Below are 22296 nucleotides of genomic sequence, written 5' to 3' on the forward strand. Positions count from 1 at the left end.
TGGGTAGGAGCATGCGGCTCGGTGCGGTTGTCCTGACCATGGGCAACCGCCCCGAGGAGCTGCGCGCGCTGCTGGACTCGGTCGCCAAGCAGGAGGGCGACCCGATCGAGATCGCGGTCGTCGGCAACGGTTCGCCGCTGCCCGAGCTCCCCGAGGGCGTACGGACCGTCGAGCTGCCGGAGAACGTCGGCATCCCGGCCGGCCGCAATGTCGGCATCGAGGCGTTCGGACCCGGCGGCAGCGAGGTCGACGTCCTGCTCTTCCTGGACGACGACGGGCTGCTGGCCAGGGAGGACACCGCGGAGCTGTGCCGGGAGGCCTTCGCAGCCGACCCCGGGCTGGGGATCATCAGCTTCCGGATCGCCGACCCGGACACGGGGGAGACCCAGCGCCGCCATGTGCCTCGGCTGCGGGCCGCGGACCCCCTGCGCTCGTCGCGGGTCACCACCTTCCTCGGCGGTGCCAACGCGGTCCGTACGCAGGTGTTCGAGGAGGTCGGCGGGCTGCCCGACGACTTCTTCTACGCCCATGAGGAGACCGATCTGGCCTGGCGGGCACTGAACGCCGGCTGGCAGATCGACTACCGGGCGGACATGGTGCTCTTCCATCCGACGACGGCGCCGGCCCGGCATGCGGTCTACCACCGGATGGTGGCCCGTAACCGGGTGTGGCTGGCCCGGCGCAATCTCCCCGCCCCGCTGGTTCCGGTCTATCTCGGTGTCTGGTTTCTGCTCACCCTCGCCCGCCGGCCGTCGCGACCGGCGCTGCGGGCGTGGCTGGGCGGCTTCAAGGAGGGCTGGGCGACCCCGTGCGGTCCCAGGCGCCCCATGAAGTGGGCTACCGTTTGGCGACTGACCCGACTGGGCCGCCCTCCCGTCATCTGACAAGCTCGTATCTGAGAGCATCAGGCGCGAACCGGGGCGTGGCCCCGGCAGCGCACCTTGAGGACGAAAGTGTCAACTGTGAGCGAGACCACGCACGACGGTGCGGTCGCCATGAGTGCCCCGCCATCTTCCGATGAGGGACTCACGCCTGCCCAGCGGGCCCAGAAGTACGGGCTCTCGCAGAGCGGGGCGCGTCCCTCGCTGCCGGAGTACGTCCGGCAGCTGTGGGACCGGCGGCATTTCATCTCCGCGTTCGCCAGCGCCAAGCTGACGGCGCAGTACAGCCAGGCCAAGCTGGGCCAGGTCTGGCAGGTGGCGACGCCGCTGCTGAACGCGCTCGTGTACTACTTGATCTTCGGTGTGCTGATCGGCACGAGCAGGGGCGTCCCCGACTTCGTCCCGTTCCTGGTGACCGGCGTCTTCATCTTCACCTTCACCCAGAGCTCGGTGATGGCCGGTACGAGGGCGATCTCCGGCAACCTCGGTCTGGTGCGGGCGCTGCACTTCCCGCGGGCCTGCCTGCCGATCTCGTTCTGCCTGATGCAACTGCAGCAGCTGCTGTTCTCCATGGGCGTGCTGGTGATCATCCTGCTCGGCTTCGGGCAGGTCCCGACCTGGTCGTGGCTGCTGGCCTTCCCGGCGCTGACGCTCCAGTTCGTCTTCAACACCGGCCTGGCGATGGTCATGGCGCGGATGGGAGCGAAGACCCCGGACCTGGCGCAGCTGATGCCCTTCATCATGCGGACGTGGATGTACGCGTCCGGCGTGATGTTCAGCATCGACCTGATCCTGAAGGGCAAGCACGTCCCCGGCTTCGTGGAAGTGCTGCTCAACGCCAACCCGGCCGCCGTCTACATCGACCTGATGCGCTTCGCGCTGATCGACAGCTTCACCGCCGCGAAGCTGCCCCCGCATGTGTGGGCGTTCGCCGGCGGCTGGGCGCTGCTGATGGGCGTGGTCGGCTTTGTGTACTTCTGGAAGGCTGAGGAGCGGTACGGACGTGGCTGAACAGAAGAACGGCATCGAGCCGACCGAGGCCGCCGAGGCGCGGATCCCGACCGTGATCGCGGACGATCTGCACATCGTCTACCGCGTCTACGGCACCGGCGCGGGCAAGGGCAGTGCCACCGCGGCGCTGAACCGGATCGTCCGCCGCAAGCCCTCCTCCGGCGTGCGCGAGGTGCACGCGGTCAAGGGTGTCTCCTTCACCGCCTACCGCGGCGAGTCGATCGGCCTGATCGGCTCCAACGGCTCGGGCAAGTCGACGCTGCTCAAGGCGGTCGCCGGCCTGCTGCCCGCGGAGCGCGGCAAGGTTTACACCCACGGCCAGCCCTCGCTGCTGGGCGTGAACGCGGCCCTGATGAACGACCTGACCGGCGAGAAGAACGTCGTCCTCGGCGGCCTGGCCATGGGCATGAGCCGCGAGCAGGTCCGCGAGCGCTACGACGGCATCGTCGACTTCTCCGGCATCAACGAGAAGGGCGACTTCATCTCGCTGCCGATGCGCACCTACTCCTCCGGTATGGCGGCCCGGCTGCGGTTCTCCATCGCCGCGGCCAAGGACCACGATGTGCTGATGATCGACGAGGCGCTGGCCACCGGCGACCGCAGTTTCCAGAAGCGCTCCGAGGCCCGCATCCGCGAACTGCGCAAGGAAGCCGGCACGGTCTTCCTGGTCAGCCACAACAACAAGTCCATCCGCGACACCTGCGACCGGACCCTGTGGCTGGAGCGCGGCGAGCTGCTGATGGACGGCCCCACGGACGAAGTGATCAAGGCGTACGAAAAGGAAACGGGCAAATAGCCCGTCCCGCACCCGAAGGCCTCCGTGAGTCCGCCTCGCGGGGGCCTTCGAGCGTGACGAAACGGTCAACTCCGGTGACACCTGGAATAGTTCGGGCGTAATGGACGTTAGAGGGATTGTTGCCTCGGGCTTCGGTACCCCCTCGGACGCGGGCGAGATGTACGGCGTAAGCTGTACGGGTGCCGAACGGCACAAGTGGGATATGTCGGGCAATGCTCGCCCAAGTGGGTGATGCGGGCTCGATCAGGGCGCGGCGCCGACTGCGGCGTGTCCGAAATGGGATGTTTTGGCTTGGCGGTGTAGAACGGGAGACGTGACGGCAATGGCTACTGGTTCGCTCCGGCACCGAAATGCGCCGGGCAGTCTCCGGTGAGCCGAGACAACGAGCAGGCGCGTCGCGCCTTCCTCCGAAGGGGGGCGGCAGGTGACGGACGGGAGCAGACGCGCACCGTGCTCGAACAGGCCGCACACGAGAACTTCCCCGTCGCGCCGTTCTTTCTGCCCCGTGCCTGGCGGACCGATCTGATGGCCGTCTACGGCTTCGCCCGGCTCGTCGACGACATCGGTGACGGCGATCTCGCACCCGGCGGCGGCGATGCCGTACTCCTCGGGCTCGACCGCGCACAGCACGACGACCGGCCCGCGCTGCTGGACGCCCTCGAAGCGGACCTGCACCGCGTGTTCAGCGACCGCGCCCCCGGCCCCGGTCATCCGCTGTTGCGCCGCCTCGGCCCGACCGTCCGCCGCTGTGCGCTGACCCCGGCGCCTTTCCTCGATCTCATCGAGGCCAACCGGCAGGACCAGCGGGTGAGCCGATACGGCACCTACGGCGACCTGGCCGCCTACTGCGAGCTGTCCGCCAACCCCGTCGGCCGCCTCGTGCTCGCCCTCACCGGCACCGCGAGCCCCGCACGCATCCGCCACTCCGATGCGGTCTGCACCGCCCTCCAGATCGTCGAACACCTCCAGGACGTGGCCGAGGATCTGGGGCGCGACCGTATCTATCTGCCGGCCGAGGACATGAAGCGGTTCGGTGTCGACGAGGCCGATCTGGCCGCGCCGAGGGGGGGCGCATCGGTGCGCGCGCTGATCGCTTACGAGGCCGAACGCGCCCGTGAGCTGCTGCGTGAAGGCACCCCGCTGGTGGGTAGCGTCCACGGCAGACTCAAGCTGCTGCTGGCCGGTTTCGTGGCCGGCGGACGCGCTGCACTCCAGGCGGTCGCGGCCGCCGATTACGACGTCCTCCCTGGACCGCCCAAGCCGACCAAGCTCAGCCTGCTGCGCGAGGTAGGGGCGACATTGCGAAGAGAGGGGTGAGTCGGACCGTGGAGGCAACTGCACACGCGTCCGCGCCGGTGCTCGCTGCGTACCGCTACTGCGAGGCCGTCACCGGGCAGCAGGCACGGAACTTCGCCTACGGCATCCGGCTGCTGCCGGCCGACAAGCGGCAGGCCATGTCGGCGCTCTACGCCTTCTCCCGCCGGGTCGACGACATCGGCGACGGCACCCTGGAACCCGCCGCCAAGCAAGGGCGGCTGGAGGACACCCGGGCCCTGCTGGCGCGCATCAAGGACGGCCGGATCGACGAGGACGACACCGACCCGGTGGCCGTCGCGCTGTCCGACGCCGCCCGCCGCTTCCCGCTGCCGCTGGACGGTCTCGACGAGCTGATCGACGGCGTGCTGATGGATGTGCGCGGCGAGACCTACGAGACCTGGGACGAGCTGCGGGATTACTGCCGCTGTGTCGCCGGCGCCATCGGCCGGCTCTCGCTGGGGGTGTTCGGCACCGTACCGGGCGCGCCGGACGCCGAGCGCGCTTTCGAGTACGCCGATACCCTCGGTCTGGCCCTGCAACTCACCAACATTCTCCGGGATGTTCGCGAGGACGCCGGGAACGGCCGTACGTACCTCCCCGCCGAAGACCTCGCCAAGTTCGGCTGCGCGGCGGGCTTCGAGCGTCCCGTGCCGCCGCCCGGCTCCGACTTCACCGGCCTGGTGCACTTCGAGGTGCAACGTGCCCGTGCGCTGTTCGCCGAGGGATTCCGGCTGCTGCCGATGCTCGACCGGCGCAGCGGCGCATGTGTGGCCGCGATGGCCGGCATCTACCACCGGCTGCTGACCCGGATCGCCGCCGACCCCGAGGCGGTGCTGCGCGGCCGGGTCTCCCTGCCCGGCCGGGAGAAGGCCTTCGTCGCGGTGCGCGGGCTCTCCGGGCTCGACGCGCGGGCGATCGGCCGCCGGGAGTCCGTGCGGAGGCGGGGATGATGCGCCGGGCGGCGAACGACAGCGGTGATCCCGCGTCAGTGCGGCGGGCAACCCTCCCCGGGCCGGCTGCGTCCCTCACAGCAGTACGGGGGGAGAACACATGACATCGGGAGCCATGCGGCCCGGCCGGCGGCGCGACCTGCCGCCCGGCCGTCCCGAAGGCGCGGCGGCGGTGGTGATCGGCGGCGGACTCGCGGGCACCACGGCGGCGCTTGCGCTGGCCGACGCGGGGCTGCGGGTCACCCTGGTCGAGGGCCGGCCCCGTCTCGGCGGACTGGTCTTCTCCTTCCGCCGCGAGTCCGGCGTCGGAGAGCTGACCGTCGACAACGGCCAGCATGTCTTCCTGCGCTGCTGCACCGCCTACAGCCGGCTGCTGGAGCGGCTCGGCGCCGCGCACCTGGTGCCCCTCCAGGACCGGATGGACGTACCCGTCCTCGATGCCGACCGGATGCGGCTCGGCCGGCTGCGCCGCACGGCGCTGCCCGTACCGCTGCACCTCGCCCGGAGCCTGGCCCTCTACCCGCATCTCTCGCCCGCCGAACGCGCCGGGGTCGTCCGCGCCACCCTCGCGCTCAAGGGCCTCGACCCGGCCGACCCCGCCCTGGACCGGCTGGACTTCGGCAGCTGGCTGCGCCGCCACGGCCAGTCCGCCCGCGCCGTCGAGGCGCTGTGGGACCTGGTCGGCATCGCGACCCTCAACGCCCGTGCCGATGACGCCTCGACGGGCCTGGCCGCCAAGGTCTTCAAGACCGGACTGCTGTCCGCCCCCGGCGCCGCCGACATCGGCTGGTCCCGTGTCCCGCTCGGTGACGTCCACGACGACCTTGCCCGCACGGCCCTGGAGAAGGCCGGCGTACGCATCGCCCTGCGCACCCGCGCCGGGGCCCTCGCGCGCCGCGACGACGGCTGGCGGGTCACGGTGGAGCAGGGGCCGCACGACAGCGAGCAGCTGACCGCGGACACCGTCGTCCTCGCCGTACCGCAGCGCGAGGCCCATACCCTGCTGCCCGATGCGGCGCTGGACGGCAAGGACCGGCTGCTGGACATCGGCACGGCCCCCATCCTCAACCTCCATGTCGTCTACGACCGCAAGGTGCTGCGCCGCCCCTTCTTCGCCGCGGTCGGCTCCCCGGTCCAGTGGGTCTTCGACCGCACCGGCGCCTCGGGGCTGACGCGCCTTCCCGGCCAGGAGCGCAGCCAGTATCTGGCGGTCTCGCAGTCCGCGGCCCAGGAGGAGATCGACCAGCCGGTCGCCAAGCTCCGCGCCCGCTATCTGCCCGAGCTGGAACGCCTGCTGCCCGCCGCCCGCGGCGCCAGGATCCACGACTTCTTCGTCACCCGCGAGCGCACCGCGACCTTTGCGCCCGCCCCGGGCGTCGGCAGGCTCCGCCCCGCCGCCCGCACCCAAGCCCCCGGCCTGTTCCTGGCCGGTGCGTGGACCGCCACCGGGTGGCCCGCGACCATGGAAAGCGCTGTTCGCAGCGGCACTGCCGCCGCTCGCGAGGCACTCACCGAACTCGGCTTCCCCCAGGGCCAGTTGCCTCAGGAGGCGGCATGACTACGAGTACGAGCGCTCGCACGAGCACGAGCATCGGAAACAGAGGAGAAACCGTGAATCCGGCTTCCCCAGCTATCGACACCGAGAGCGTCACCGCGCTGCTGGAGCGCGGGCGGACACTCGCCACTCCCGTGCTGCGTGCCGCCGTGGACCGGCTCGCTCCTCCCATGGACACCGTCGCCGCCTACCACTTCGGATGGATCGACGCCGAGGGCCGCCCCACCACGGGCGACAGCGGCAAGGCCGTACGGCCCGCGCTCGCCCTGCTGTCGGCCGAGGCCGCCGGCGCGGCCCCCGAGGTCGGGATCCCCGGCGCGGTCGCCGTCGAGCTGGTGCACAACTTCTCGCTGCTGCACGACGACCTCATGGACGGCGACGAGCAGCGCAGGCACCGCGACACCGTCTGGAAGGTGCACGGCCCCGCGCAGGCCATCCTCGTCGGTGACGCGCTGTTCGCCCTCGCCAACGAAATCCTGCTGGAGCTCGGCACGGTCGACGCCGGCCGCGCCACCCGCCGGCTCACCCAGGCCTCCCGCAAACTGATCGACGGTCAGGCCCAGGACATCTCCTACGAGCACCGCGAGCGGGTCACCGTCGAGGAGTGCCTGGAGATGGAGGGCAACAAGACCGGCGCGCTGCTGGCCTGCGCCGTCTCCATCGGCGCGGTCCTCGGCGGCGCCGACGACCGCACCGCGGACACCCTGGAGCGGTACGGCTACCACCTCGGCCTCGCCTTCCAGGCCGTCGACGATCTGCTCGGCATCTGGGGCGACCCGGACGCCACCGGCAAGCGGCCCTGGAGCGACCTGCGCCAGCGCAAGAAGTCGCTGCCGGTCGTCGCCGCGCTGGCCGCCGAAGGCCCGGCCGCCGAGCGTCTCGCCCGGATCCTGGCGGCCGACGCGAAGAAGAGCGAGACCGAGATCGCCGACTTCACCGAGGAGGAGTTCGCCTCCCGCGCGGCCCTCATCGAGGAGGCCGGCGGCCGCGAGTGGACCTCCCAGGAGGCCCGCCGCCAGCACGCCACCGCCATTGCCGCCCTGAACGAGATCGAGATGCCGGAAAAGGTCCGCGCACAGCTCGTCGCACTCGCGGACTTCGTCGTTGTACGGGAGAGATGAGCACGATCGACGCCGAATAGATCGCAGTCGCCGGCCGGCGCCAGCCGGGCGCCGGCCGACGGAATCCCTGAGCACGCTTTTCACAGTTCACTGCAGAAGGGGAAGCCATGACAGCGACGACCGACGGAAGCACCGGGGCGCTACCGCCCCGGGCCCCCTCGGCCAGCGATGCCACCGCTGAGACAGCCGGAACCGCTCCACCCACGCGCACCGCCGCGGCGCAGGACACGGCGGACGCCGCCCGGCGCGCGACCGCCCGCGCCACGGACTATCTGCTCTCCGTGCAGGACCCCGCCGGATGGTGGAAGGGCGACCTCGAGACCAACGTCACGATGGACGCCGAAGACCTGCTGCTCCGTCAATTCCTGGGCATCCAGGACCCGAAGCTCACCGAGGCCGCGGCCCGCCACATCCGCGGCGAGCAGCGCGCGGACGGCACCTGGGCCACCTTCTACGGCGGGCCCGGCGACCTCTCCGCCACCGTCGAGGCCTATGTCGCCCTGCGCCTCGCCGGGGACGACCCGGACGCCGCGCACCTGGCCAAGGCCTCCGCATGGGTCCGCGAACAGGGCGGCATCGCCGCGGCGCGGGTCTTCACCCGCATCTGGCTGGCCCTCTTCGGCTGGTGGAAGTGGGACGACCTGCCCGAACTCCCCCCGGAACTCCTCTACTTCCCCAAGTGGTTCCCGCTCAACATCTATGACTTCGGATGCTGGGCGCGGCAGACCATCGTGCCGCTGACGATCGTCTCGGCAAAGCGCCCGGTGCGCCCGGCGCCGTTCGCCCTCGACGAGCTGCACACCGACCCGCGCCGGCCCAATCCGCCACGGCCGCTCGCCCCCGCCACCAGTTGGGACGGGCTCTTCCAGCGCCTGGACAAGGCGCTGCACCTCTACCACAAGGTCGCCTTCCGCAAGCTGCGCGGCGCCGCGATGCGCTCCGCCGCCCGCTGGATCATCGAGCGACAGGAGAACGACGGCTGCTGGGGCGGCATCCAGCCCCCCGCCGTCTACTCCGTCATCGCCCTGCACCTCCTCGGCTACGACCTCGACCACCCCGTGCTGCGCACCGGCCTGGCCTCCCTCGACCGCTTCGTCGTATGGCGCGAGGATGGCGCCCGGATGATCGAGGCCTGCCAGTCCCCGGTCTGGGACACCTGCCTGGCCACCATCGCGCTCGCCGACGCCGGACTGCCCGCCGGTCACCCGCAGCTGGTCAAGGCCGTCGACTGGATGCTCGCCGAGCAGATCCGCCGGCCCGGCGACTGGAGCGTGAAGCGGCCTCAACTCCCTTCCGGTGGCTGGGCGTTCGAGTTCGAGAACGACAACTACCCGGACATCGACGACACCGCCGAGGTGGTGCTCGCGCTGCGCCGGGTCGCGCACCCCGATCCACAGCGGGTCGAGGCCGCGGTGGACCGCGCGGTGCGCTGGAACTTCGAGATGCAGTCCAAGGGCGGGGGCTGGGCCGCCTTCGACGTCGACAACACCAGCCCGTTCCCCAACCGGCTGCCGTTCTGCGACTTCGGCGAGGTCATCGACCCGCCGTCGGCCGATGTCACCGCCCATGTCGTCGAGATGCTCGCCGACGTCGGCCGTACCCACGACCCGCGCACCCGGCGCGGTATCGCCTGGCTGCTGGCCGAACAGGAGCCCAGCGGAGCCTGGTTCGGCCGTTGGGGCACCAACTACCTCTACGGCACCGGCTCGGTGCTCCCCGCGCTCGCCGCGGCCGGCATCCCCGCCTCGCACCCCGCGGTGCGCCGGGCGGTGCGCTGGCTGGAGCAGGTGCAGAACGACGACGGCGGCTGGGGCGAGGACCAGCGCTCCTACCAGGACAAGGAGCGGTGGGCCGGGCGCGGCGCCTCGACCGCCTCACAGACCGCCTGGGCGCTGATGGCGCTGCTCGCGGCCGGTGAGCGGGGCAGCGAGGCGGTACGGCGCGGAGTGCGCTGGCTGACCGTGACCCAGCGCGAGGACGGGTCCTGGGACGAGCCCTACTTCACCGGTACGGGCTTCCCCTGGGACTTCTCCATCAACTATCACCTCTACCGCCAGGTCTTCCCGCTGACCGCCCTGGGCCGCTACGTCAACGGGGGACCGGCCGCCGTACCGGTGGGGGCCTGATGCCCCGGCCCCCGACGGACGCGGACCCGCCCCTGCTGGTCGCCTGTGCGCTCGGCATCGAGCGGTTCGCGCTGCGCGGCGGGGTCCGCGGGGGAGCGGCGCGCGGGGACGGTCCGCAGCTGGTCACGCTCCGTACCGGCATGGGCCCCCAGGCGGCCGAACGCGCCCTCACCCGGGCACTGAGTGCGGGCGCGGTCACCGAACGTTCCCCCGTCGTCGCCAGCGGTTTCTGCGCCGGCCTCGCTCCCGGGATGCGCCCCGGGGACGTGGTCGTCGCCGAAGCCACCCGCGACCACCATGCGGACGCGTCGGAAACGCTCTGTCACGACAACGGCCCGCTGCTACGGGCCCTGCGGCAGCGGGGGCTGACCGTGCACACCGGGCTGCTGCGCGGCTGTGACCACGTCGTACGCGGTGCGGAGCGGGCCGAGCTGCATGCCGCCGGTGCGGTCGCGGTGGACATGGAATCCGCCGCGACGCTCCGTGTGGCCCGGCGCGCCGGCGTCCGTCCGGTTGCGGCCGTCCGGGTGGTCGTGGACGCTCCAGAACATGAACTCGTACGCATCGGCACGGTGCGCGGTGGAATATCAGCCTTCCGAGTGCTGCGCTCCGTACTTCCTGTTTTCTACGAATGGCACCGTTCTTTGCTGCTCCCCTGGAGGTGAGCCAGATGGCCATGCCGCTCCGTCAGTCCATCCGGGTCGGGACCTATCTTTTTGAACAGAAGATGATCCGCCGGCGTGAGAAGTTCCCGCTCATCGTTGAGCTGGAACCGCTCTTTGCGTGCAACCTGAAATGCGAGGGCTGCGGGAAGATCCAGCATCCGGCGGGCGTGCTCAAACAGCGTATGCCGGTGGCGCAGGCAGTCGGTGCGGTGCTGGAGTCCGGCGCCCCGATGGTTTCCATTGCCGGTGGCGAGCCCTTGATGCACCCGCAGATCGACGAGATCGTGCGGCAGTTGGTGGCCAAGCGGAAGTATGTCTTCCTGTGCACCAACGCGATGTTGCTGCGCAAGAAGATGGAAAACTTCACGCCCTCGCGGTATTTCGCCTTCGCCGTGCACATCGACGGCATGCGCGAGCGGCACGATGAATCCGTCGCGAAGGAAGGCGTGTTCGACGAGGCCGTGGCGGCCATCAAGGAGGCCAAGCGGCGCGGTTTCCGGGTCACCACCAACTCCACCTTCTTCAACACCGACACCCCGCAGACCATCATCGAGGTCCTCAACTTCCTCAATGACGATCTGCAGGTCGACGAAATGATGCTGTCGCCCGCCTACGCCTACGAGAAGGCCCCCGACCAGGAGCACTTCCTCGGTGTGGAGCAGACCCGTGAGCTGTTCAAGAAGGCGTTCGCCGGCGGCAACCGGCGCCGCTGGCGGCTCAACCACAGCCCGCTCTTCCTGGACTTCCTGGAGGGGAAGGCGGACTTCCCGTGTACGGCGTGGGCGATCCCCAACTACTCGCTGTTCGGCTGGCAGCGCCCCTGCTACCTCATGAGCGACGGGTACGTCCCGACCTACCGGGAGCTCATCGAGGAGACCGACTGGGAAAAGTACGGCCGCGGCAAGGACCCGCGCTGCGCCAACTGCATGGCGCACTGCGGCTACGAGCCGACCGCCGTCCTCGCCACCATGGGGTCGCTGAAGGAGTCCCTCCGGGCGGCCCGGGAGACCGTCGCGGGCAACCGCGGGTGACCGTCGGTCCGTGGTGAGCCCGCGGCACCACGGCTCACCGGCGCTCCGGTCCGGCCCGTTCCCGTACACCGCGCAGCGGCCGGGGCCGGGCCGGCCGGCGTCGGCCTGACCCCCGCCGAGACCGCCGGCCGGACCAGCGCCGCGCCGGCCCGTAAGGAGAGCCTCTCGTGACCGGATTCGATCTGACGGAACTGCTCGCCGAGCGCGGTGGCGAACGCTACGCACTGCACGCCCGCCACCTCAACCACCAGCTCCCGCGCATGCTGCACACCATCGGCTTCGACAAGGTCTACGAGCGGGCCGAGGGCGCCTACTTCTGGGACGCCGACGGCCAGGACTACCTGGACATGCTCGCGGGGTTCGGGGTGATGGGGCTGGGCCGGCACCACCCCGTCGTCCGCAAGGCGCTGCACGACGTTCTGGACGCCCAGCTGCCCGATCTCACCCGCTTCGACTGCCAGCCGCTGCCCGGCCTGCTCGCCGAGAGACTGCTGTCCTGTGCGCCCCACCTGGACCGGGTCTTCTTCGGCAACAGCGGCACCGAAGCCGTCGAGACCGCCCTGAAGTTCGCCCGCTACGCCACCGGCAGACCGCGCATCCTCTACTGCACCCACGCCTTCCACGGCCTGACCACCGGCTCGCTCTCCGTCAACGGCGAGGACGGCTTCCGGGACGGCTTCGCCCCGCTGCTGCCGGACACCGCCCTCGCGATGGGTGATCTGGACGCACTGGCGCGGGAGCTGAAGCGCGGGGATGTGGCGGGGTTCGTGGTCGAACCGATCCAGGGCAAGGGCGTCCACCCGACCCCACCCGGGTTCCTGCGCGCCGCACAGGAATTGCTGCACCGGCACAAGGCCCTGCTGATCGCCGACGAGGTGCAGACCGGCCTCGGCCGCACCGGCGACTTCTTCGCCTACCAGCACGAGGACGGAGTCGAGCCGGACCTGGTGTGTGTGGCGAAGGCGCTGTCCGGCGGCTACGTCCCCGTCGGCGCGACCCTCGGCAAGGACTGGATCTTCAAGAAGGTCTACTCGTCCATGGACCGGGTGCTGGTGCACTCCGCCAGCTTCGGCGCCAACGCCCAGGCGATGGCGGCCGGTCTGGCGGTGCTCTCGGTGATGGAGGACGAGGAGATCGTCGCGGGCGCCCGGCGCACCGGCGAGCTGCTGCGCTCCCGGCTCGCCGCGCTCGTCGGCAAGTACGAGCTGCTGCACGACGTACGGGGCCGCGGCCTGATGATCGGCATCGAGTTCGGCCGCCCCACCTCGCTCGGTCTGCGCAGCCGCTGGACGATGCTGCAGGCGGCCCGCAAGGGGCTCTTCGCGCAGATGGTGGTGGTGCCGCTGCTGCAGCGGCACCGCATCCTGACCCAGGTCTCCGGCGACCATCTCGAAGTCATCAAGCTGATCCCGCCGCTGATCATCGGCGAACGGGAAGTGGACCGTTTCGTCGAGGCGTTCACCGCTGTCATGGACGACGCCCATGGTGGCAGCGGACTCCTGTGGGACTTCGGCCGGACGCTGGTCAAACAGGCGGTCGCCAACCGCTGACCACGCCGGTGGGGGAGCGGTGCGCTTCGGTCTCGGCTCCGTGCCCGCGCGGGGTGGGGCACGGAGCCCTGAGTGCGCGTGGCGGCCGTCAGTCCGTCAGCAGCCGGTCACACAGCCGTTCGCGGGTGGCGGGCGCCAGCTTCAGGCCGTCGGTGAGGTACTTCTCCGCCGAGCCCCAGGTCTGCTCAATGGCGTCGTAGGCGGCCGCGAGGTAGTCGGTGTGCGCCCCGAACAGCGGCGCGAGCAGCTCCATGACCTCCTGCGACATCCCCACCGCGGAGTTGTCGGAGCGACGGATCTTGTAGCGCCGGTGGGGATCGTTGGACTTGAGGTAGTCCGCCTCGATGGCGTCCCGCTCCACGCCGACCGCGAGCAGGGTCACGGCAACGGACAGGCCCGCGCGGTCCTTGCCGGCCGCACAGTGCATCAGCGCCGGGACGCTGTCCTCGGCAAGCGCATTGAGCACCCTGCTGTGGTCCTCGGTACGGGTGGTGATGATGTGGCGGTAAGTCTTGGCCATACGGGCCGCGGCCTTGCCGTCGCCGAGCACGGAACGCAGCTGGTCCAGCTCACCGTCGCGCACCATCGCCCAGAATTCCGCGCCGTCGGCCGGGTCGGTGAGCGGGATGTTCACATTGCGCACGCCGGGCAGCGTGACGTCGGGGCCTTCCACCTTGATGTCCGAGGCGTTGCGGAAGTCGAAGATGGTGTGCAGCCCGAGGCCGGCCAGAAACGCCGCGTCCGTCTCGGTCGCGTGGGCGAGGTGCCCGCTGCGGAACAGCCTCCCCTCCCGTACGCGACGCCCGTCCACGGTCGGCAGACCGCCCACATCGCGGAAGTTGCGGACCTCCGTGAGCTCGGGCTGGGCCTGTGGGACCTGCGGCGTCTGCTGCGTCACGCGCGCTCCTCGGGTTCGTTCGCCGACGCCGCTCATCGGCGAGGCGGGCACTTCCGACGATACGACATTGCTGCAATAGGCAATCAGGCCGACATGGACGCGCCGCGCGATGTGCGGGGGAGCAGGGCGTGGCCGATCTTTATTCCAACTTGACAAGAATTTGACCTGGTGGCATTAATCACCCCTCGTCAACCCCTGGTTACGGTGGCGTAAGTCACTTCTTGAGGTGAAGTATGTCCTGACGTGGCAGACGATTCGAAGTACTTCAGCAACGGCGCCCATGGCGCCATCGGGTCGTACGCAGCCGTCGGGGACAGCTTTACAGAGGGGGTCGGGGATCCCGGCCCTGACGGGGCGTACATCGGTTGGGCGGACCGGCTGGCGGTCCTTCTCTCGGACCAGCAGGCCGAGGGGGACTTCCGCTATGCGAACCTCGCGGTCAGGGGGCGACTCCTGGACCAGATCGTCGAGGAGCAGGTGCCCCGGGCGAAGGAGCTCGCCCCCGCCCTGGTGACGTTCTGTGCCGGCGGCAATGACATCCTGCGGCCGGGTTCGGATCCGGACACGGTCGCCGAGCGGTATGAGGCGGCGGTCGCCGATCTGCGGCAGGAGGTCGGCACGGTCCTGCTGTGCACCGGCTTCGACACCCGCGGCATCCCCGTCCTCAAGCACCTGCGCGGCAAGATCGCCACGTACACGGCGCATGTCCGGGCCATCGCGGACCGGCACGACTGCCCGGTGCTGGACCTGTGGTCGCTGAAGTCGGTGCAGGACCGGCGGGCCTGGGACAGCGACCGGCTGCATCTGTCCGCCGACGGGCACACCCGGGTGGCGCTACGTGCGGGGCAGGTGCTCGGACTGCGGGTGCCGGCCGACCCGGACCAGCCGTGGCCGCCGGAGGCGGAGCGCTCGGCTGCCGAGGCGCGGCGGGACAATATCCACTGGGCGCGGGAGCACCTCGTCCCGTGGATCGGGCGCCGGCTGCGTGGCGAGTCCTCCGGCGATCACGTCGAGCCCAAGCGGCCCGACCTGCTGCCGCTCTAGGGGGACACCCGCCGAGGCCGGCCGGGGTCGGCAACGGACCACGGCATGACGGAGGCCCCGTTTCCGCCGATGCGGAGCGGGGCCTCAGTATGCGAGGGGGGAGTACGGCAGATCCGCCCAGACGACCCGGCCCCGACCGCTGTCGGCGGGCCGTGACCCCCAGCTGTCGGACAGTGCGCCGACGAGGAACAGCCCTCGTCCGCACTCCTTGTCCACGCTGCCGGGCTGGACGTGCGGCGCCGAATCCTCCGGGCCGCCCTGGTCCGTGATCTCTATGCGTATATGCGCCCCGGAGAGGGCGAGTTCGCAGCCCACCTTCTCGCTGTCGGTGTGCCGCACCGCGTTGGTGAACAGTTCGGAAACCACCAACTCCACATCATCGCGGACGTGTTGAGCCGCGCCCCACTCGTGCAGCAGCGCACTGACGCGTCTGCGCGCCTCGGGAACGGACGTGCGTCGCGCCGGCAAGTGGAACGCGTCCTGCGGGTACTGGGCGACAAAGCCGCCACAGCGCCCTAACGAGGGAGCGTTGTTGGAGGAAGCCACACCGCAACTATGTGCGATGCCGGTCACCGATGGCAAGGATCACTCTGCAATTTGCAGAATCGTAAGGTGCAGTCTGTTCGTGCTGTTGACGGCATGACACACTGCTGAACACTGAAGTCAGTTGGAGGCGATCGGACGTGGCGGACCCACGGTCGGCAGGTGCACCGACCGTCCTGCGGGTGGTGCTCGGCAAGCGACTGCAGGACCTGCGCGAGAAGGCGGGGCTCTCCTTCGAGCGGGCCGCCGCGGCCCTCGATGTGACCCACGCCACGATACGGCGCATGGAAAAGGCCGAGGTCGGCCTCAAGCTCCCCTACGTCGAGAAGCTGTTGGCGACCTACGGCGTCACCGACGAGGACGAGATCGAGGGCTTTCTCTCCCTTGCGCGTGAGGCCAACAAGCCCGGCTGGTGGCACCGGTTCCGGGACGTCCTTCCCGAGTGGTTCAGCGCATACGTCAGCCTGGAGAGCGAAGCCAACCTCATCCGGGCCTATCAACCGCACTACGTCCCCGGGCTGTTGCAGACCGAGGACTACGCCGCCGCCGTCCTCCGGGCCGGAATGCCGCACGCCTCCGCGGCGGACATCGACCGGATCGTTGCGCTGCGCATGGAGCGGCAGTCGCTCCTGACCCGTGACAACGCACCGATGCTGTGGGTGGTCATGGACGAGACCGTGCTGCGGCGGCCGATCGGCGGGGCCCAGGTGATGCGCGACCAGGTGGCCCGGCTGATGGAGGCCACCGCACTGCCGAACGTCCGACTGCAGGTCATGCCCTTCGCCGCGGGCCCGCACCCCGCCATGTACGGCCCCTTCCACATTTTCCGCTTCCCGATTCCGGAGCTCCCGGACATCGCCTACGCGGAAAGCCTCGTCGGAGCCGTGTACTTCGACCAGCGCAACGACGTCTCGCAGTTCCTGGAGGCCCTGGACCGGATGTGTGCGCAGGCCGCGCCGGCACACACCACCGAGGCCATTCTGGGTGGCTTTCGCAAGGAGATCTGAACCATGGATCGCATACGCATCTACAACGGCATGCCCGCCAAGGAACTGGGCACTGAGGGCTGGCACAAGCCGTGGAGCGGGGGAAACGGCGGCGAGTGCGTCGAGGCCATGCGGCTGGGCGACGGCCGGATCGCGCTGCGCCAGTCGACCGACCCGGACGGCCCGGCGCTGATCTACACCCACCACGAAATGGTGAGCTTCATCGAGGGCGCGAAGGCCGGCCACGCCGACTTCCTGCTCTCGGCGGCGCCGGGCCGGCGCACCGAGCGGAGGACGGCATGAGCGGGCAGGATATACCCCAGGAGCCGCCGGGCGGCACGGTCCATGAGATCGGACCGTACGTCCAGGGGCCGGAGCCCTCGGGCTTCCCGGCCGAGGAGATCGACACCAGTCGCCCGCATCCGGCCCGGATGTACGACTACTACCTCGGCGGCTGGGACAACTACGAGGTCGACCGGGTGGCCGCGGAGCGCGTCATCGAGGTCCACCCCCAGGTCCGGCTCAGCGCCCGCGCCAACCGGGCCTTCATGCGGCGGGCGGTGCGCGAGCTGGTCGCCGGCGGCATCCGCCAGATCATCGATATCGGCACCGGCATCCCCACCTCCCCCAACACCCATGAGGTGGCCCGGGAGACCGCTCCCGACACCCGCGTCGTGTACGTCGACAACGACCCGATCGTCGCCACCCACGCCGGGGCCCGGCTGACCAATGCCGAACGCACCGGATTCGTGCTCGGCGACGTCCGCGACCCCAAGGCGCTGCTCGACCACCCCACCGTCCGGGAACTGATCGACTTCGACCGGCCGGTGGCGCTGCTGCTGGTCGCCGTACTCCACTTCATACGGGACGACGAGGACCCGGCCGGCCTCATCGCCACCCTTGCCGAGGCGCTCCCCGCGGGCAGCCACCTCGTCCTGTCGCATGCGACCGGTGAGCCCTATGAGGCCTATGAGGCGGGCCGCACGGACGAGCGGGCGCGCGACGGTGTCGTGAACGTCTACAAGAGCGCCACCGCCTCCCTCAACCTGCGGTCGAAGACCGGGATCGCACCGCTCTTCGGGCCGTTCGCCCTGCTGGAGCCGGGAGTGGTACGGGTGCCGCTGTGGCGGCCGGACGGCCCGGTGCCCGGCGCGCAGGAGCTCAACAACACCATTTTCTATGGCGGGGTGGGCCGCAAGGGCTGACCGGCCGGGCCCGCGGGCCCGGCCGGAGCGTTACGCGCCCGCGGGGGAGACCCGGGCCTCCGGTGGACCCGCAAGCCGCTGCCCGTCGCCGGGCGGTGCGGTCGGGGTGGCCGGCGCCGTCGCGGCGAGGGCCGAGCGCAGGTCCTCCGGTCCGGCGAGGCGGGTGTGGGTGCCCGGCGAGGTGCAGGCGTACGCCCCCGCGACCGCGCCCAGGCGCGCGCACTCGTCGAGGTCCCGGCCCGCCAGCCGGCCGTAGAGGAACCCGCAGGTGAAGGCGTCGCCCGCGCCATTGCTGTCCACAACGGGGCCGGGCGGGACCGCGGGCGGGACCAGACGTGGGGTGCGGTCGTCGGTGGTGAGGAGATAGGCACCGCCCGCCCCGGCCGTCGCGATCACTGCCTCGGCACGTCCCTCGTGCAGGATCTCCCGCATGACGGAGCCGATCCGTTCCCCCGCCCCCGCCGTACTGAGAAAGACCAGGTCCGAGCGGAGTGCGAACTCCCGGTGATGGTCCGTCAGCCCGTCCCAGTCGTGCAGATCCGTGGAGACGGGAAGGCCCAGCGCTTCGATGTCGTCGTAGAGGAAGCGGGCGAAGTGCATGACCGACAGATGGACGTGCCGGGCGCGCCGCAGCGGGGGGAGGTAGTGCTCGGGCGGCATCCGCAGATCGAGCGGGTCACGGCCGTCGTAGAACGACATCCGACGGCCGTCGGAGGCCACGAGGTTGACCGCACGCCGGGTGCCGTGCGGCGAGAGGAGCGGCCGGAAGTCGACGCCGGTACCGGCCAGCCGCTCACGGACCAGACTGCCCGGATGGTCGTCGCCCAGGAAATCCACGAATCCCGTGGTGAGCCCGAGCGCCGCGCAGCCGAGCGCGACGCCGGTGCCGGTGTGTCCCGCCCCTTCGTGAAGAGGGGGGACCGCATAGGAGTCGGCGAGCGGTACGGGCAGCGCGGCGACCGACACGATGGTGTCCACGCCCGACCCGCCGACGACGAGTACGTCGTAGGCGTCATACGGCTCAGAAACCTGCTGGAATGTCACAAGCGTCCCTGAATCCCTTGCTGGTGAGACGAATCCCTTGCTGGTGGAACCGTTTGCGGACGACGTGCGTCCGCTGCCGGGAGTCTAGACGCACACTCGGCTCATCACGGGATGTCAGGGACTCCGGTGACACGAGGGAGGAAAGGGGCCGCAAGAAGCCGCGCCGGTGATCAGTGGCCGGTGAGAACGGGCGGGGGAGCGCGGCCCGCGGCATGGCAGGGATGTCCCTCGAACCGGTTGGCGGAATGGGGCGTTGACATGGATGGCCGGGGCACTGAAGCCTGAGGCCGTCAGTGATCAGGTGCCGTGGACGTCGAGGATGGCCTGGACGGCGTGGACGGCGAGCGGAAACCGGGCACGGCGTACGGCTCCCGGTAGGAAGAGCGGATCCGGGGGACCGTGACGAGCGGATCGTCGGCGGCCGGACGGGCCGGCGGGGGGAGCGAGGCGGGCATGGCGGACATGGCGGATACGGCAGAGCACTCCCATGGCGGGCGCACCGCGATCGTGATCGGCGGCGGGCTGGCCGGGATGCTGGCCGTCACCGCCCTGGTCGGACAGGTCGACGCGATCACCGTCGTCGAGCGCGACCGCTACCCGGCGGGGCGGGCTTTCCGCAAGGGCGTCCCGCAGGCCCGCCATCTGCACATTCTCCTCAGCGGTGGCCGGCGCGCACTGGAGGAGTTGCTGCCCGGGACGGTCACCGCGCTCAGCGAGGCGGGCGCGCGCAGCCTGTATCTGCCGCGCGATCTGCTCACCCGTACCCCCACGGGCTGGCAGCGCCGCTTCGACGAGCGCCGGCATCTCACGCTGAGCGTCACCCGTCCGGTGCTGGACACGGTGGTCCGGGAGCGGGCGCTGCGGGCCGCGGCGGGCTCGGCCACCCGGGTGGACGTCCTGGAGGCGACCGAGGCCGTCGGGCTCACCGGGGACGCCGGCCGGGTGACCGGGGTACGTGTCCGGTCACGGGACGGTGGGCCGGGCGAACGGTCCGAGCGGGAGCTGCCGGCCGCGCTCGTGGTGGACGCCTCGGGCCGCGGTTCCCGCACGCCCCAGTGGTACGCCGGACTGGGCCGGGCCGCGCCGCAGGAAGAGACCGTGGACGCGGGGCTGGCCTACGCCACCCGGATGTACCGCCCCAAGGACCCGGCCAGCGCGCCGGACGCGGGCGTGAACGTGCCCGGCTGGCCGGAGTGCCCGCGCGGCGCCGCGTATGTGCCGGTCGAGGACGGCAACTGGCTGCTGACGCTGTCCGGTGTGCGCGGGCACCACCCGCCGACGGACGCGGCGGAGTTCACCGCTTTCACCGCCACCATCGGCGACCCCTACGTCCATGAACTGCTCGACCGGGCCGAGCCGCTCTCGCCGGTGCACGGCTTCCGCGATACCTGCAACCGCCGCCGGCACTACGAGCGGCCCGGTGCCCTCCCCGAGGGATTTCTCGTCCTCGGGGATGCCGGCTGCACCTTCAACCCCGTGTACGGCCAGGGCATGTCGGTCGCCGCACTCGGCGCGCTGGCCGTACGCACCACGTTCGCCGACGGCGGCGGTCTGCGCCCCGGGATCACCGCCGAGGCGCAGCGGGCAGTGGCCCGCGCCGTGGAACCCGCCTGGCTCGCCGCGGTCGGATCGGACCGCCCGTACGCGAGCCCCGCCGACACCAAGGCGGGTCTCGGGGAGCGGCTGACCACGTGGTACCTCGACCGGCTCGGCGCCCGTGCCGCCATCGATCCCGTCGTCGGGGCGGCTTTCCGGGACGTCTTCTGCCTCACCGCGCCGCCCACCCGCCTGGTCGCCCCGCGCATCGTCCTGCGCACGGTCTTTCTGCCCCGCCGCCCCGGGCTCCCCGGTCCGCCCGAGGTCGTCGAAGGGGGCGTGAAAGGGGTGTGAGGGGCCGCCGGGGACCGGCTGCGTTCGCGCTCCGGCTGCTGCTGCCCGCCCGCAGGCCCGGCCCGCCGGGTGCCCGTCGGCCGTCTTGACCGGTGCCCGGTCGTCCACCGGGCTGCCCGTCCCCGGTCCCGGCCCCGCTCCCATGGACGCGTCCGAGTTGCCGGGCCGGCCGGCCTCTGCGGCGGCGTCCCGGAAAGGTCACCCCCTTACTCCGGAATGTCACGGCCGGTCGCGCCGTTGCTGTCTGCGGGTGATGGTGTGGAGAGTCCGGGTGTCGTGGTGCGGAAACCGTACGGCGGCGCCGTGTGGCGCGGCGTACCGGAACCCGCCGCTCGCGCGGCCCGTTCACTTCGCGACTACCCCGACCATGGAGGTGCCGTGACCGGTTCCAGACCCCGTCGCACCCGACTCTCCGCGCTGCGGCCGGCAGCTTTCGGCGCCGTGCCCACCGGGGAGCGGCTGGCCAGGCTGCGCAGGTCGCCCCAGTTCGTGGACGGCCAGTTCCGCAATCCGGTGGAGACCAGGCAGCTGCTCCACGGCTCCGCGCTGCCGATGGTGCGTACCCAGCTGAGCCGGGAGGGGCGGCTGCGCCGGGCGCCGGTCGGCCCGATTCCGGTGTACCGTCCGACCGCCGCGGACGGGACGGAGCCGCCCGCCTCCGGGCTGCGGCTCACCTGGATGGGTCATTCGAGCGTACTGGCCGAAATAGATGGTCAGCGGGTGCTCTTCGACCCGGTCTGGGGCGAGCGCTGCTCCCCGTTCACCTGGGCGGGGCCCAAGCGGATGCACCCGGTCCCCATCGCGCTGGACGAGCTGGAGCCGGTCGATGTCGTGGTGATCTCCCACGACCACTACGACCACCTCGACATGCCGACGATCCAGGGCCTGACCGGCACCGGCGCGGCCTTCGTCGTCCCGCTCGGCGTCGGTGCCGACCTGGAATTCTGGGGCGTGCCCGCGGAGCGGATCACCGAGCTCGACTGGCACGAGTCCACCCGCGTCGGCGGGCTGACCCTCACCGCCACCCCCGCACAGCACTTCTGCGGACGCGGTCTGCGCGGCCCGCAGCACACCCTGTGGGCCTCCTGGGTGGTCGCAGGTCCCGACCACCGGATCTACCACAGCGGCGACACCGGCTACTTCTCCGGCTTCGCGGAGATCGGCGCGGCGTACGGCCCGTTCGATGCGACGATGATGCAGATCGGCGCGTACAGCGACTTCTGGCCGGACATCCACATGCACCCCGAGCAGGGGGTGCAGGCCCACCTGGACCTGCAGGGCCGAGAGCCCCGCGGTGTGCTGGTGCCGATCCACTGGGGCACGTTCAACCTTGCACCGCACCCATGGGCGGAGCCCGCCGAGTGGACCCTGACCGCGGCCCGGAAGGCCGGGGTCACCAGCGCCCACCCCCGGCCGGGAGAGCCGTTCGAGCCCGCCGACCCCCCGGCCGTCTACCCGTGGTGGCGGGCGATTTCCGTGCCCCCCGCCCACGGCTGGCCGACCTGGCCGCCGGCGGTTTCCCCCACCGACGTGGATCTCGTCGCGGATCGCTGAGGCGGCAGCGGGGCGACGCCCTCGGAGCGTGGCTCCGGGAGCGTGGCTCCGTACGCACCGGTGGCCCTGCTGACCGGCGTGCGGTGGACGTCCTGGCATCCGGTTGCGGTGGCGCCGCGGCTACAGGTC

Annotated in this window: 20 protein-coding genes; 17 read left to right on the top strand and 3 right to left on the bottom strand. The window is 71.0% G+C overall.

Going from position 1 to position 22296, the window contains the following annotated elements:
* Positions 1–11 precede the first annotated feature (11 nt).
* From ACF088_RS13015 to ACF088_RS13065, 11 genes are all read left to right on the top strand, one after another.
* Positions 12–884: a glycosyltransferase family 2 protein gene (locus tag ACF088_RS13015; protein ID WP_392376008.1), complete on the top strand. Its 873-nt coding sequence runs from the start codon at positions 12–14 to the stop codon at positions 882–884.
* A 78-nt stretch (positions 885–962) separates the two neighbouring features.
* Complete coding sequence (locus tag ACF088_RS13020) at positions 963–1892, top strand: ABC transporter permease (RefSeq protein ID WP_392375754.1); 930 nt, start codon at positions 963–965, stop codon at positions 1890–1892.
* Positions 1885–2688, top strand: a complete 804-nt coding sequence (locus ACF088_RS13025) for an ABC transporter ATP-binding protein (protein ID WP_392375755.1) — start codon at positions 1885–1887, stop codon at positions 2686–2688. The genes ACF088_RS13020 and ACF088_RS13025 overlap by 8 nt, the downstream gene beginning before the upstream one ends.
* Positions 2689–3138: 450 nt before the next feature.
* Complete coding sequence (gene hpnC / locus ACF088_RS13030; RefSeq protein ID WP_392376010.1) at positions 3139–4005, top strand: squalene synthase HpnC; 867 nt, start codon at positions 3139–3141, stop codon at positions 4003–4005.
* On the top strand, positions 4002–4955 hold the full coding sequence (gene hpnD / locus ACF088_RS13035; RefSeq protein WP_392375756.1) for a presqualene diphosphate synthase HpnD: 954 nt from the start codon (positions 4002–4004) through the stop codon (positions 4953–4955). The genes hpnC and hpnD overlap by 4 nt, the downstream gene beginning before the upstream one ends.
* A 100-nt stretch (positions 4956–5055) precedes the next feature.
* A complete protein-coding gene (gene hpnE, locus ACF088_RS13040; RefSeq protein ID WP_392375757.1) occupies positions 5056–6513 on the top strand; it encodes a hydroxysqualene dehydroxylase HpnE in 1458 nt (485 codons plus the stop codon).
* Positions 6510–7631: a polyprenyl synthetase family protein gene (locus ACF088_RS13045; protein WP_392375758.1), complete on the top strand. Its 1122-nt coding sequence runs from the start codon at positions 6510–6512 to the stop codon at positions 7629–7631. The genes hpnE and ACF088_RS13045 overlap by 4 nt, the downstream gene beginning before the upstream one ends.
* A gap of 107 nt (positions 7632–7738) precedes the next feature.
* Positions 7739–9757 carry a squalene--hopene cyclase gene (gene shc / locus ACF088_RS13050; protein WP_392375759.1) on the top strand — a complete coding sequence of 673 codons (2019 nt, stop codon included), beginning with the start codon at positions 7739–7741 and terminating at the stop codon, positions 9755–9757.
* A complete protein-coding gene (locus ACF088_RS13055; RefSeq protein ID WP_392375760.1) occupies positions 9757–10422 on the top strand; it encodes a 1-hydroxy-2-methyl-2-butenyl 4-diphosphate reductase in 666 nt (221 codons plus the stop codon). Before shc ends, ACF088_RS13055 begins: the two co-directional genes overlap by 1 nt.
* 5 nt (positions 10423–10427) lie before the next feature.
* Complete coding sequence (hpnH, locus tag ACF088_RS13060; RefSeq protein ID WP_392375761.1) at positions 10428–11453, top strand: adenosyl-hopene transferase HpnH; 1026 nt, start codon at positions 10428–10430, stop codon at positions 11451–11453.
* A gap of 167 nt (positions 11454–11620) precedes the next feature.
* On the top strand, positions 11621–13003 hold the full coding sequence (locus ACF088_RS13065; protein ID WP_392375762.1) for an aspartate aminotransferase family protein: 1383 nt from the start codon (positions 11621–11623) through the stop codon (positions 13001–13003).
* Between the two features lie 88 nt (positions 13004–13091).
* On the opposite strand, the gene ACF088_RS13070 is transcribed toward ACF088_RS13065, so the two are convergent.
* The gene (locus ACF088_RS13070; RefSeq protein ID WP_392375763.1) at positions 13092–13901 is read right to left on the bottom strand and encodes a tyrosine-protein phosphatase; all 810 of its coding nucleotides are present in this window, start codon (positions 13899–13901) and stop codon (positions 13092–13094) included.
* Between the two features lie 243 nt (positions 13902–14144).
* Between ACF088_RS13070 and ACF088_RS13075 the strand changes: the two genes are divergently transcribed.
* Positions 14145–14945, top strand: coding sequence for an SGNH/GDSL hydrolase family protein (locus ACF088_RS13075; protein WP_392375764.1), 801 nt, complete (start codon positions 14145–14147; stop codon positions 14943–14945).
* Positions 14946–15029: 84 nt separating this feature from the next.
* Here the strand turns inward: ACF088_RS13075 and ACF088_RS13080 are convergent, their stop codons facing one another.
* A complete protein-coding gene (locus tag ACF088_RS13080) occupies positions 15030–15491 on the bottom strand; it encodes an ATP-binding protein (RefSeq protein WP_392375765.1) in 462 nt (153 codons plus the stop codon).
* A 137-nt stretch (positions 15492–15628) separates the two neighbouring features.
* On the opposite strand from ACF088_RS13080, the gene ACF088_RS13085 reads away from it, so the two are divergent.
* From ACF088_RS13085 to ACF088_RS13095, 3 genes are read left to right on the top strand one after another with little or no spacing between them, the layout of a single operon-like run.
* Entirely contained in the window at positions 15629–16495 is an 867-nt protein-coding gene (locus tag ACF088_RS13085) for a helix-turn-helix domain-containing protein (RefSeq protein WP_392375766.1), read from the top strand.
* 3 nt (positions 16496–16498) lie between these two features.
* Positions 16499–16777, top strand: a complete 279-nt coding sequence (locus tag ACF088_RS13090) for a DUF397 domain-containing protein (protein ID WP_088801073.1) — start codon at positions 16499–16501, stop codon at positions 16775–16777.
* Positions 16774–17679, top strand: a complete 906-nt coding sequence (locus ACF088_RS13095) for an SAM-dependent methyltransferase (protein ID WP_392375767.1) — start codon at positions 16774–16776, stop codon at positions 17677–17679. The genes ACF088_RS13090 and ACF088_RS13095 overlap by 4 nt, the downstream gene beginning before the upstream one ends.
* Before the next feature lie 30 nt (positions 17680–17709).
* Here ACF088_RS13095 and ACF088_RS13100 read toward each other — a convergent pair whose 3' ends face one another.
* On the bottom strand, positions 17710–18723 hold the full coding sequence (locus tag ACF088_RS13100) for a carbohydrate kinase family protein (RefSeq protein WP_392375768.1): 1014 nt from the start codon (positions 18721–18723) through the stop codon (positions 17710–17712).
* A 462-nt stretch (positions 18724–19185) separates the two neighbouring features.
* Here ACF088_RS13100 and ACF088_RS13105 point away from each other — a divergent pair, with 462 nt between their 5' ends.
* Positions 19186–20613 (top strand): NAD(P)/FAD-dependent oxidoreductase, encoded by a 1428-nt coding sequence (locus ACF088_RS13105; RefSeq protein WP_392376011.1) that lies wholly within the window; start codon positions 19186–19188, stop codon positions 20611–20613.
* A gap of 378 nt (positions 20614–20991) precedes the next feature.
* A complete protein-coding gene (locus ACF088_RS13110; protein ID WP_392375769.1) occupies positions 20992–22167 on the top strand; it encodes an MBL fold metallo-hydrolase in 1176 nt (391 codons plus the stop codon).
* Positions 22168–22296 lie beyond the last annotated feature (129 nt).

This window comes from Streptomyces sp. NPDC015125, assembly GCF_043080045.1.
Taxonomy (GTDB): domain Bacteria; phylum Actinomycetota; class Actinomycetes; order Streptomycetales; family Streptomycetaceae; genus Streptomyces.